At 43.9% G+C, this 12,246-nt stretch carries 12 protein-coding genes and 1 tRNA gene; 1 reads left to right on the plus strand and 12 read right to left on the minus strand.

Translation table 11 applies throughout. The annotated features are described in order from the left end of the window. Nucleotides 1–18: 18 nt before the first annotated feature. From secG to K7887_RS19250, 10 genes are all read right to left on the minus strand, one after another. Entirely contained in the window at nucleotides 19–249 is a 231-nt protein-coding gene (gene secG, locus K7887_RS19205; protein WP_060665413.1) for a preprotein translocase subunit SecG, read from the minus strand. 260 nt (nucleotides 250–509) lie between these two features. Next, nucleotides 510–1,805, minus strand: a complete 1,296-nt coding sequence (gene eno / locus K7887_RS19210; protein ID WP_010196826.1) for a phosphopyruvate hydratase — start codon at nucleotides 1,803–1,805, stop codon at nucleotides 510–512. Between the two features lie 193 nt (nucleotides 1,806–1,998). Further along, nucleotides 1,999–3,534: a 2,3-bisphosphoglycerate-independent phosphoglycerate mutase gene (gpmI, locus tag K7887_RS19215; protein WP_223491220.1), complete on the minus strand. Its 1,536-nt coding sequence runs from the start codon at nucleotides 3,532–3,534 to the stop codon at nucleotides 1,999–2,001. Beyond that, entirely contained in the window at nucleotides 3,527–4,288 is a 762-nt protein-coding gene (tpiA, locus tag K7887_RS19220) for a triose-phosphate isomerase (RefSeq protein WP_223491221.1), read from the minus strand. Before tpiA ends, gpmI begins: the two co-directional genes overlap by 8 nt. 197 nt (nucleotides 4,289–4,485) lie before the next feature. Then, nucleotides 4,486–5,670: a phosphoglycerate kinase gene (locus tag K7887_RS19225; protein ID WP_223491222.1), complete on the minus strand. Its 1,185-nt coding sequence runs from the start codon at nucleotides 5,668–5,670 to the stop codon at nucleotides 4,486–4,488. A gap of 145 nt (nucleotides 5,671–5,815) precedes the next feature. Then, nucleotides 5,816–6,823 (minus strand): type I glyceraldehyde-3-phosphate dehydrogenase, encoded by a 1,008-nt coding sequence (gene gap, locus K7887_RS19230; RefSeq protein WP_223491223.1) that lies wholly within the window; start codon nucleotides 6,821–6,823, stop codon nucleotides 5,816–5,818. A gap of 48 nt (nucleotides 6,824–6,871) precedes the next feature. After that, nucleotides 6,872–7,891, minus strand: coding sequence for a sugar-binding transcriptional regulator (locus K7887_RS19235; RefSeq protein ID WP_223491224.1), 1,020 nt, complete (start codon nucleotides 7,889–7,891; stop codon nucleotides 6,872–6,874). Nucleotides 7,892–8,057: 166 nt separating this feature from the next. Next, the gene (locus tag K7887_RS19240) at nucleotides 8,058–8,300 is read right to left on the minus strand and encodes a glutaredoxin family protein (RefSeq protein WP_223491225.1); all 243 of its coding nucleotides are present in this window, start codon (nucleotides 8,298–8,300) and stop codon (nucleotides 8,058–8,060) included. A 15-nt stretch (nucleotides 8,301–8,315) separates the two neighbouring features. After that, nucleotides 8,316–9,650 (minus strand): RNA polymerase factor sigma-54, encoded by a 1,335-nt coding sequence (rpoN, locus tag K7887_RS19245; protein ID WP_223491226.1) that lies wholly within the window; start codon nucleotides 9,648–9,650, stop codon nucleotides 8,316–8,318. Between the two features lie 258 nt (nucleotides 9,651–9,908). Continuing rightward, nucleotides 9,909–9,986 (minus strand) — tRNA-Arg (locus K7887_RS19250). Between the two features lie 354 nt (nucleotides 9,987–10,340). Between K7887_RS19250 and clpP the strand changes: the two genes are divergently transcribed. Continuing rightward, complete coding sequence (clpP, locus tag K7887_RS19255) at nucleotides 10,341–10,928, plus strand: ATP-dependent Clp endopeptidase proteolytic subunit ClpP (protein WP_223491227.1); 588 nt, start codon at nucleotides 10,341–10,343, stop codon at nucleotides 10,926–10,928. 40 nt (nucleotides 10,929–10,968) lie between these two features. Here clpP and K7887_RS19260 read toward each other — a convergent pair whose 3' ends face one another. Then, on the minus strand, nucleotides 10,969–11,226 hold the full coding sequence (locus K7887_RS19260) for an HPr family phosphocarrier protein (protein ID WP_168862689.1): 258 nt from the start codon (nucleotides 11,224–11,226) through the stop codon (nucleotides 10,969–10,971). A 73-nt stretch (nucleotides 11,227–11,299) separates the two neighbouring features. Next, nucleotides 11,300–12,244: a DNA-binding protein WhiA gene (gene whiA / locus K7887_RS19265; RefSeq protein ID WP_223491228.1), complete on the minus strand. Its 945-nt coding sequence runs from the start codon at nucleotides 12,242–12,244 to the stop codon at nucleotides 11,300–11,302. Nucleotides 12,245–12,246 lie beyond the last annotated feature (2 nt).

Genomic DNA, 12,246 nt, shown 5'->3' on the forward strand with positions numbered 1-12,246 from the left:
AGAAAGTGGTTTTATTTATTATGCGAAGTATGCAATTGACAGTGTAAGGATAAAGAATAATACAGAAAGAACAACTGTCGCACGGTGTAGAACAAGGTCTAGGCCGCGTGCTTTTTGTTTTCCGAAAAGTGTTTCTGCTCCACCGGAGATCGCTCCTGAAAGACCTGCACTTTTACCTGATTGAAGTAGTACTACTGTGATCAAAGAGATTGCTACGATAATAAGTAAAATAGTAAGAAATAACGTCATGTAAACTACACCTCCTGCGGAACGTACATATGTGATTATATTAAATGTACCACATTATGACAAGGTGGACAAGAGGAAATGAGAGGTAGGTTGTCCTGTAAATAAAGCTAAACGCTCCCAATTATTCAATAAAACTGTCCAAATTGATCAAAATCCATATTTAGTAAGTCCTGACTAAGGATTATTGGGTCTTAACTATTAGCTCACAGTTAAAAAATAAAAAAAGAACCCAACCGGAGTCGGGTCCTTGCAAGAAGAAATTACTTCTTCAAGTTGTAGAAAGAACGTAAGCCGTCGTAGCGAGCTGTGTCACCAAGTTGATCTTCGATGCGAAGAAGTTGGTTGTATTTAGCTACGCGGTCTGTACGGGATGGTGCACCTGTTTTGATTTGGCCAGCGTTTGTTGCTACTGCGATGTCAGCGATTGTGCTGTCTTCTGTTTCACCAGAACGGTGAGAGATTACTGCAGTGTAGCCTGCGCGTTTTGCCATTTCGATTGCTTCGAAAGTTTCAGTAAGTGTACCGATTTGGTTCACTTTGATTAGGATGGAGTTACCGATTTTGCGCTCGATTCCTTCAGCCAATTTCTTTGTGTTTGTTACGAAAAGATCGTCTCCTACTAATTGAACTTTGTTTCCGATACGCTCAGTTAATAGTTTGAATCCTTCCCAGTCGTTCTCGTCTAGGCCGTCTTCGATAGAGATGATTGGGTACTTGTCCGCCATCTTCTCGTAGAAGTCCACCATTTCAGCAGAAGTGTAAACAACGCCTTCTCCTTTAAGGTGGTATTTGCCGTCTTCTTTGTTGTAGAACTCAGAAGCTGCAGCATCCATAGCTAGCATAACTTGCTCGCCTGGTTTGTAACCAGCTTTTTCGATTGCTTCAATGATTGTTTGAAGAGCTTCTTCGTTAGATCCTAGGTTTGGAGCAAATCCGCCTTCATCACCTACAGCAGTGTTTAAGCCTTTTGCGCTTAATACTGATTTAAGAGCGTGGAAGATTTCAGCGCCCATACGTAGAGCTTCTTTGAAGTTTTCAGCTCCAACAGGCATTACCATGAATTCTTGGATGTCAACGTTGTTGTCCGCGTGCTCTCCACCGTTGATGATGTTCATCATTGGTACTGGAAGAGTTTTGGAGTTGAATCCACCAAGGTGTTGGTATAAAGGAATTTGAAGGAAGTCAGCTGCTGCACGCGCTACTGCCATGGAAACACCAAGGATTGCGTTTGCACCTAATTTTCCTTTGTTTTCTGTACCGTCAAGGTCGATTAACGCTTCGTCGATTGCTACTTGCTCAAGTACGTCGAAAAGACCTACTAGTTCAGGAGCGATGATTTCGTTCACGTTTTCTACTGCTTGTTGAACACCTTTTCCAAGGTAGCGGGACTTGTCGCCGTCGCGTAGTTCTACTGCTTCGTATTCACCTGTTGATGCTCCACTTGGTACTAGTGCGCGTCCAAAAGCTCCGGATTCTGTGTATACTTCTACTTCGATTGTTGGGTTACCACGGGAGTCTAGGACTTCGCGTGCGTAAACGTCAGAGATAATTGGCATGTTTGTAACTCTCCTTTTGGATGGTTTTTATTTTTATTGCGTTTACTCCGCTTTTGATTTGCGTTTCAGGTGTTCGCTTTCCGCAGGACGGTGCTTGAGCCTCCTCGGCTGCGCCTGTGGGGTCTCAAGCTACCGTTATCCCCCCGCTGGAGTCTCACACCTTGCACTTCAATCAAAAGCTAGAAATCAGCTATTACTTTTTAATCAATGAACTACCTGTCATTTCGGATGGTTTGTCCACCCCTAGTAAGTCTAGCACAGTTGGGGCTAGGTCACCAAGGATTCCGCCGTCGCGGAGTTGTACGCCGTTTTTCGTGACGATGACTGGTACCGGGTTGGTTGTGTGGGCAGTCATTGGGTTACCTTCTGTCGTGACGACTTCGTCAGCGTTCCCGTGGTCTGCTGTGATGATGGCAACACCGTCTTTTTCTAAGATGGCGTTGACTACCTTCCCTAGGCACTCATCTGTCACTTCCACTGCCTTGATTGTTGGCTCAAGCATTCCGGAATGCCCGACCATATCAGGGTTTGCGAAGTTCAGGATGATAGCGTCATGTTTATCGGCTTCTATTTCAGCTAAAAGTGCATCCGTTACTTCGTAAGCACTCATTTCTGGTTGTAAGTCATAAGTTGCCACCTTTGGAGAATCAATCAGGATTCGTTCTTCTCCAGGGTAAGCATCCTCACGTCCGCCGCTCATAAAGAACGTAACATGCGGGTATTTTTCCGTTTCTGCGATACGAAGCTGGTTCAAGCCATTTTGGGATAACACTTCGCCCAAAGTATTGTCCATTCCAACTGGTTTGAATGCTACATATCCATCGACCGTTTCACTGAAGTGAGTTAAACATACGAACTGAAGGTTGTTCGGGTGCTTTGGCCCACGTTCAAATGCGCGGAAGTCAGAATTGGTGAATGTATTAGATATTTGGATGGCACGGTCCGGACGGAAGTTATAGAAAATAACTGCGTCTTCGTCCTGAATGGTTGCAACAGGGCTGCCATCTTCTTTTGTCATAACAGATGGAATGACGAACTCGTCAAAGATTCCGTTGTTATAGGAGTCGTTGATACATTCCATCGCGTCGTTGTAAGTAGGGCCTTCGCCGTACACCATTGCACGGTAAGACTTCTCTACACGATCCCAACGCTTGTCACGGTCCATGGAATAATAGCGGCCAGAAATAGTTGCAATCTCGCCTACTCCAAGGTCTAGAAGCTGCTCGTTCAATTGCTCAATGAACTCTGGAGCAGATTTAGGTGCAACATCGCGACCATCAAGGAATCCATGAATATAAACGCGATCCAAGCCTTCTCTTTTCGCAAGCTTTAGGAGAGCGAATAGATGCTGGATGTGACTATGAACGCCTCCATTTGAAAGCAAGCCGAACAGATGAAGGTTGGTTCCTTTTTCTTTTGCATGTTTGATGGCATTCAGGAACGTTTCATTTTCATAAAAGTCCCCTTCGCGGATAGCCACATTCACACGTGTCAAACTTTGATACACAATACGACCGGCTCCAATGTTTAAATGGCCAACTTCAGAGTTACCCATTTGCCCTTCCGGAAGTCCTACCGCTTCCCCGCTTGCAGTCAACTGCGCGTGCGGGTATGTGCTCCAAAATTTATCAAAATTAGGTTTGTTTGCTTGCGCCACCGCGTTTCCGGTTGTTTCACCGCGCATCGCAAAACCATCTAAGATGATTAAAGCTACTGGTTTCTTAGTCATTCTTACCTGCCTCCAAAAGCTGTAAGAAAGATTGGTGCTCAAGGCTTGCTCCGCCTACAAGTGCTCCATCGATATCAGATTGAGCCATGTAGTCTGCAATGTTTCCAGGTTTTACAGATCCGCCGTACTGGATGCGTACTGCATCAGCTGCCGCTTGATCGAACTCAGAAGCGATAACGCTGCGGATGTGTGCACATACTTCGTTTGCATCTTCTGCTGTGGAAGATTTGCCAGTTCCGATTGCCCAGATTGGCTCGTAAGCAACAACAGTAGTTTTTACTTGATCAGCAGTTAAGCCTGTTAGAGCTTTCTTCACTTGGTTGCCAACGATGTCGTTTGTTTTACCTGACTCGCGCTCTTCAAGTGTTTCACCGCAGCATACGATTGGAGTTAATCCGTGTTTGAATGCTGCAAGAGTTTTCTTGTTTACTGTTTCGTCTGTTTCTGCAAACATTTCACGACGCTCGGAGTGACCAAGAACAACGTAAGATACACCGATGTCTTTTAGTGCAACAGGGCTGACTTCGCCTGTGAATGCTCCGCTGTCTTCGAAGTGCATGTTTTGGGCACCGATTTTAAGGTCGCGGCCTTCTACGTTAGAAACAAGTCGCTCTAGGAAAAGAGCTGGTGCACATACTACTGCGTCGATTTTGTCAGCAGTAGGGACTAGTCCTTTTACTTCTTCTACGAAGCTTGTTGCTTCGGAGAGTGTTTTGTGCATTTTCCAGTTACCAGCAATAATTGGTTTACGCATGGTATCCATCCTTTCGGGGTTGGGGTTATAAAGTTTCTGTTACACCGCTGTTGATTTCCGCAAATGACTTCGCTTTCCTATGGGTGCTGCTGGAGCCTCCTCGGCTTCGCCTGTGGGGTCTCCACCTAGCGCTATCTCCCTCAGGAGTCTCCGCCTTTTGCTCCAATCACCAGCTAGAAACTTTATGTTACAAAAAATTACTTATCGTTCAGCGCTACTACTCCTGGAAGTTCTTTGCCTTCCATGAATTCTAGGGATGCGCCTCCACCAGTTGAGATATGGCTCATTTTGTCTGCGAGGTTGAATTTTTCAACAGCAGCCGCAGAGTCTCCTCCACCAATGACAGAGTATGTATCGGTAGCTTCTGCTAGGGCTTCACCTACTGCTTTCGTTCCGCCAGCAAATGCATCAAGTTCAAATACTCCCATTGGTCCATTCCAGATGACAAGTTTGGAGTTTTTGATTACATCCGCGTAGATTTCACGGGATTTAGGTCCGCAATCAAGGCCTTCCCAATCGCTTGGAATTTCTTCAATAGGTACGATTTTTGTGTTTGCGTCGTTAGAGAAATCATCTGCAACAACAACATCCACAGGCATGTACATGTTCACGCCTTTTTCTTTTGCTTGCTCCATGAAGGATTTAGCAAGGTCGATTTTGTCTTCTTCCAATAAGGATTTTCCAACATCGTAGCCTTTTGCTTTGATGAACGTGTAAGCGAGTCCACCGCCGATGATCAGGTTGTCCACTTTATTTAGAAGATTTTCGATTACACCGATTTTATCTTTAACCTTTGCTCCACCAATGATCGCCGTGAAAGGACGCTCAGGGTTGGAAAGGGCTTTTCCTAATACTTCTAATTCTTTTTCCATTAAGAGGCCTGCAACTGCCGGTAAGTGCTGGGCAATACCTTCTGTGGAAGCATGTGCACGGTGAGCAGCGCCGAATGCGTCATTTACATACACATCTGCAAGCTCAGCAAACGCCTTTGCAAGTTCTGGATCGTTTTTCTCTTCACCAGGGTAGAAACGAACGTTTTCTAATAATAGAACGTCTCCCTCGCTCATGTCGTTTACGATGGCTTTAACGGAATCTCCGTAAGCTTCATCCGCTTTTTTTACATCTTTTCCAAGAAGCTCTTGTAGACGGGCTGCAACCGCGTTTAAGCGAAGCTCTTCGACTACTTGCCCTTTTGGACGTCCTAAGTGGCTTGCAAGCAAGACTTTCGCGCCGTTATCCACTAGGTGCTTGATTGTTGGCAATGCTGCACGGATACGCGTTTCGTCTGTTACTTGTCCGTCCTTCATCGGTACGTTAAAGTCCACACGGCAAAATACGCGTTTGCCTTTGACGTCGATGTCACGAATACTTTTCTTGTTCATCTTGAACGGCCTCCCTTTAAAGGAAATTTGTTTTTGACAACATGAAAAGAGGGAGGGGTGTGTTCCCCAATCCCCCTCTACTTCACATGTCTTATTATAGAATGCTGATAAGGTTTATCCAAGCAATATCTATTGCTATGAAAAATTATAGTCCTTTAGCAGCGATGTATTTCGCTAGGTCTACTACACGGTGAGAGTATCCGCTCTCGTTGTCGTACCAAGAGATTACTTTAACCATGTTGCCTTCCATTACCATTGTAGATAATGCGTCGATTGTAGAAGACTCAGGGTTACCGTTGTAGTCACCAGATACTAGTGGCTCTTCAGAATAACCAAGGATTCCTTTTAATTCACCTTCAGCTGCTGCTTTGAACGCTGCGTTTACTTCTTCAGCTGTTACGTCCTTGTCAAGTTCAGCTACAAGGTCAACTAGAGAAACGTTTGGAGTTGGAACACGCATAGCTCCACCGTTCAATTTACCTTTTAGTTCAGGTAATACTAGAGATACTGCTTTTGCAGCTCCAGTAGTTGTAGGAATGATGTTCTCAGCTGCAGCACGCGCACGACGGTAGTCTTTGTGTGGCAAGTCTAAGATTTGTTGGTCATTTGTGTAAGAGTGAACAGTTGTCATCATTCCGCGTTTGATACCGAACTTGTCGTTCAATACTTTCGCGAATGGCGCCAAGCAGTTAGTCGTACAAGATGCGTTAGAGATAACGTTGTGGTTAGCTGCATCGTACTTGTCTTCGTTAACACCCATTACGATTGTGATATCTTCATCAGATGCAGGTGCGGAGATGATTACTTTCTTCGCTCCAGCTTCTAAGTGTTTCGCAGCGTCTGCACGCTTTGTGAAGAAACCAGTAGATTCGACTACTACTTCTACTCCAAGCTCACCCCAAGATAATTTCGCTGGGTCGCGCTCAGCTGTAACTTTGATTGTTTTGCCGTCAACAACCAGGTTGTCTCCGTCAACTTTCACGTCAGCAGCTAATTTGCCGTGTACGCTGTCATATTTTAAAAGGTGTGCAAGCATGTTAGCGTCTGTTAAGTCGTTAACTGCTACTACTTCTACCTCAGAGTTATTTAATGCTGCGCGGAATACGTTACGTCCAATACGTCCAAATCCGTTAATACCAATCTTTACTGCCATGTTAATTTCCTCCTTAGTTTTTCTAAGAAATTTTTATTAGAAGGGATGTTACTCCCTAATTAACTTTTTTGCTGCTCCTTCATCCGTTATAAGAATCGTTTGGGGAGCTTTTTTTAGATACGCTTGAATCGCTTTTGCCTTTGAGGCGCCGCCGGCTACTGCAATCACACATTCTATCTTTTCCAAATCTGCGAGTTGCATTCCAACTGTCTGAACTTTATGCACCACTTCTCCGGCTTCGTTGAAATAGTACCCGAAAGCTTCAGCTACCGCATGGCTTTGTTCGATCTTGCGCATATTTTCCGGCGCTGTTTTACGGCGCTCTGCCATTGTTTTAGCGTCTCCAATTCCATGAATAACCATACTAGAATTTTTGATGAGGGAAATTACTTCTTTTATAGAAGGTTCCTCAATCATGGACTGGTAGGATTCATGACTCAGCGAATCCGGGATATGCAAGAGCCTGTAGTCGCCAGATGCCTTTTCTGCCATGGTGGCACAAATGGTGTTCGACTGGTTTTGCACCTTTTCCCCAAGTCCGCCTCGAGCAGGGACAAACAGCAGATTACGGTTTTTCGTGTCGGGTGTCATCATTTCCGCTACGGAGGAAACAGTCGTTCCGCCAGCTACGGCAATGACATTTTCGTCATGGAATCGTTCTCGCATTGCGGATGCACATGCACGACCGAGTTCTTTTTTCACCCAAGGGGATTGGTCACTGTCACCCGGAACCACGACAACTTTTGTAATCCCTAACTTTTCTTCTATTCCCGCTTCTAGTTGCTTTAAACCGGAAACTTCTTTCATAACCTCTTCCAGGTCCTTAATGAGGTATTCCCCTTCTTTCGTCAATGTCATGCCGGCAACACTGACATGAATCAGGTTCTGCGCTTTAAGGAAATCAACTTCCCCTCTCAGCACCCGCTCACTCAAACCTAGACTGCCTGACAAGCTTCTTCTTCCAATCGGCTGCATCAACCTTATGTATCTCAAGATCTCGTATCGCTTCTGCATAATGGAAAGAAGATCAGGCAACAATTTCTTTTGTACTTCAATAATTTGATTCATTATAGCTTCCCCTTCAGAGTGTGTATTTTACCTGATGGACAAATGCACGTCTGTTGCTGGACCTTAAATGTCCCACTGTGACATATTATGTCCCAGTAGCGGTAAAAAAAATCACCCTTGCTACAAGTTGATTGTAACAAAGGTGAAACCCTTATGCAACTAGGGTTTAGCGGATTTTTTTAAGTAAACGCTTTCTTACCTCTTCTTTGTTCACTTGACCATAAGCAAGCATTTCTCCCTCATGCTCCACTACCGGAATCATCAACTGATATTTTTCTAACAGCGTGTCATCTTTATAAATATCAAATTCCTCTATGGTAAAAGTCAGTTCGGATTGCAGCTCTTTCAGTTTTGCTTTTGCTTTGTCACAAAGTGGACAATCGACTTTTGTGTAAAATTGTATGTTCATTTTGCATCTGCCTTTCTAATCATACCTTTTTCTCATCGAAGACCCCGGGATGTTCAATAGATCTCTGTATTTTGCAACGGTTCTTCTGGAGATGGTTATATGATACTGCTTTTGCAGGATGTTTGTCAGCTGTTGATCTGATAAAGGCTTCTGTTTGTCTTCTTTTTTAATGAGTTCTTCCACCAGCTGCTGCACCTGCTTGGTTGATTTCTCTTCATCATGGCTGCCAGAGAGGCCTTGACTGAAGAAATATTTCAGTTCAAAAAGTCCATACGGCGTCTGAACATATTTCTCTTTTGTGGCACGGCTAACCGTGGATTCATGAATTTCAAGCATGGTGGAGATATCCTTTAATGTTAACGGTTTCAAAAATGAAGGTCCGTTGAGAAAGAAAGATTGCTGGGCACGGAGAATTTCCTCCATCACTTTAACAAGCGTGTGTTTGCGATGCTCCATTGATTTCACAATCCACTGACATTGCTGAAGCTTTTCCTGCAAGTAGGATTCCAGTTCGTTTTTACTTTTAAGTGCTGACTCATACTGCTTATTTATCTTAATTTGCGGGATGATTTCTTCGTTTAATGACACGATAAAATGGTTTTGGTGTCTTTGGACGATTAAGTCCGGGGTGATATATTTCGGTTTTTCTATTGTTTCATATCTGTTTCCCGGTCGAGGGTTCAGTTTGACAATTTCGTCGTGAATCGTCTGAATCTCTTTTAGGTTGATCTCATATTTCTTTGCGAGTAATTTCCACGCTCTTTCTGCAAAGAGGATGAAATCATTTTCTAGAATAGCTTCTGCCACTTCGTTTCGGGGTGATTTTCTTTTTAGTTGAAGCAGAAGGCATTCTTGGAGGTTGCATGCTCCTATTCCTGCAGGTTCCAACTGTTTAATGGTATTTAGGACTTTTGTGACGGTATCTGGTGTTGTTTTGAGCTGTTCAGCCATCGCAATTGGCTCTTCTTGTATATAGCCATTTTCGTCCATATGCTCGATGATGCGCTTTGCTAGTTGTTTTTCTTCGTTTGTCATGTTCGTGTCGAGCAATTGTTGTTCGATATATTGATGTAACGTTTCTCCATGTTTACTGAAATTTTCAATGGAAAAGGTCTGTGTAGTGGTCGTTCCAATTTTCTTAGGTTTCAAGCGTTGCACACGAGAAGAAGCAAGTTCCCTATGGATGGTAGGTTCTTTCAAATCCATAAGCGGGTTCTCGAGCGATTGCTCCTTCAGGAAATCCACAAGCTCCAATGTCGAATACTGCAAAAGTGTAATAGCCTGCTTCAACTCCTGCGTCATCGCAAGCCTCAACGACTGCTCCTGATACAAACCAACTGACTGCTTCATACATCCAACCCTCCTCCGGCGACTCTCAAATCCGGTCTCTACCCCTATTTTACATGACTTTCGGGAACTTGTAAGCTTTAAAAATCTTCCTGAAGGGGGCATATATTCTATGTATATGAGAAAAAAGGCAAAATAAAAACCCAGTGTGCCGACACTGGGTGAGTAGATAATATGAGATAACGGCGCTTGTCCGTTACAAGAAATACTATAGCATGGTTGCTGTTTATGTATCAAACGTAAGTTTTTCCAAATTAGTAATGGCGCGCTCGGAGGGATTCGAACCCCCGCATGACGCGGTACCGGAAACCACCGCTCTATCCCCTGAGCTACGAGCGCACGCTGCAAATGGAACTTTACTAATATATCAAATTATACACTAATTGTCGAGACTCGGGCAATAAGAAGTCGCTTCGGTAGGGAAATTAAATTTCAATAAATTTGTTCTATCAAGCGTTCTGTATCCCCCTTTGAAGTTTAATCCCACCCCATACTGGATATGATTATTACATGGGGAAAAATGGGGGTATTTGCGATGGTTTTTATTTGACCATTCTTGACCTTGTATGTATGATAAAAGTACATAAAGATTTAGTAATACTTACTAATTGGTATAGGCTCGCTGAAGGTTTTCCCATTTTTACATAGGAGCCTATGTCGATAGAAACTTAAATTTTAAGGAGGAAAAGTGAGATGAACTTAATTCCTACAGTTATTGAACAAACAAGCCGTGGGGAGCGCGCGTACGATATTTACTCCCGTTTATTAAAAGACCGTATCATCATGCTTGGAAGTGCGATTGATGACAATGTGGCCAACTCCATCGTGTCTCAGCTTTTATTCTTGGCAGCGGAAGATCCTGATAAAGATATCTCTCTTTACATCAACAGCCCAGGTGGATCCATCACAGCTGGTATGGCAATCTACGATACAATGAACTTCATTAAGCCGAATGTTAGCACAATGTGCGTTGGTATGGCGGCTTCCATGGGAGCGTTCTTGCTTGCAGCTGGTGCGAAAGGCAAGCGTTTCGCGCTACCTAACAGTGAAGTCATGATTCACCAACCACTTGGTGGAGCACAAGGTCAAGCAACGGAAATCGAGATTGCTGCAAAACGCATCTTGTTCCTACGCGAAAAACTTAACACAATCTTATCCGAGCAAACTGGCCAGCCAATCGAAGTGATTTCCCGCGACACAGACCGCGACAACTTCATGACAGCTGACCGCGCACTTGAATACGGACTTATCGACAAAGTAATAAGAAACAACAATAACTAAAAACAAAACCGGGCTTCCCATTAAGGGGAGACCCGGTTTTTTAGTTCTCTTGTTGTACGTACTCTGCTAACGCAGCGATTGCATCCTCTTCATCATGACCGTCAGCAATCAATGTGATCGTCGCTCCAGTGCTGATGGCTAAGCTCATCAAGCCCATGATACTTTTCGCATTTACCTTTTTCCCGTCCTTTTCTAAGAAAACCTCACTTGAGAAGCGGTTGGCTTCCTGTACGAAAAGTGCTGCCGGGCGAGCTTGCAAGCCAGTTTTTAAACGAACATCTACTTGTTTTTGTACCATTTCTATTCCTCCTCTATATTAATGTATTGTTGCTGGGCGGAGTCAGCTCAAATGGAGGTGACCCGCTCCAGTTTTATTTAACAGATTCCCCTGCACGTAGTTTATCGGCAATTTCATCTATTTTTCGTAGTCGGTGATTGATTCCGGATTTGCTGATTGTCCCGCTCGACACCATTTCACCAAGTTCTTTCAACGTTACATCTTGGTAGGTGACGCGCAGTTCTGCGATTTCACGCAGTTTGTCAGGCAAAATACCAAGCCCGACCGTACTATCGATAAAGCGAATATTTTCCACCTGGCGAATCGCAGCACCAATCGTTTTATTGAGGTTGGCAGTTTCACAGTTCACAAGGCGATTGACCGAGTTACGCATATCACGCACAATCCGGATGTCCTCAAACTTCAGCAGTGCCTGATGGGCCCCGATGATGCTTAAGAATTCAGCAATCTTTTCGGCCTCTTTCAGGTATGTGATATAGCCCTTTTTCCGCTCCAATGTTTTACTGTTTAAGTGAAACATATTCATCAGTTCACACAAAGATTCGTTGTGTTCATGGTAGAGCGAAAAGATTTCAAGATGATAGGAAGACGTTTCTGGATTGTTTACAGATCCTCCAGCCAGGAATGCTCCTCGTAAATAAGATCGCTTGCAGCATTTTTTGCTGATCAGGTCTTCGGAAATATCACGAACGAACGTGAATCCATCCTTTAAGATCTTCAACTGATCCAAAATATAGTGCGCCTGCTCGGCATAACGAACGATATAGACGTTATTCTTCTTTAGTCTCATCTTCTTTCGTACAAGCAATTCGACACGCACATCATAAATCCTTTTTGTTAACGTGTAGATTCGGCGGGCAATTGCGGCATTTTCCGTTTGTATATCCAAAATCAGTTTGCGATTAGAAAAGGATAGAGAGCCGTTCATACGGATCAGCGCTGCAAGTTCAGCCTTGACGCAACAGTCTTTTGTTTCAATGGTGGTTAATTCTTTTTTTGTTTCAGAAGCGTAGGACATTG

The sequence above is a fragment of the Sutcliffiella horikoshii genome (genome assembly GCF_019931755.1).
Classification (GTDB): domain Bacteria; phylum Bacillota; class Bacilli; order Bacillales; family Bacillaceae_I; genus Sutcliffiella_A; species Sutcliffiella_A horikoshii_E.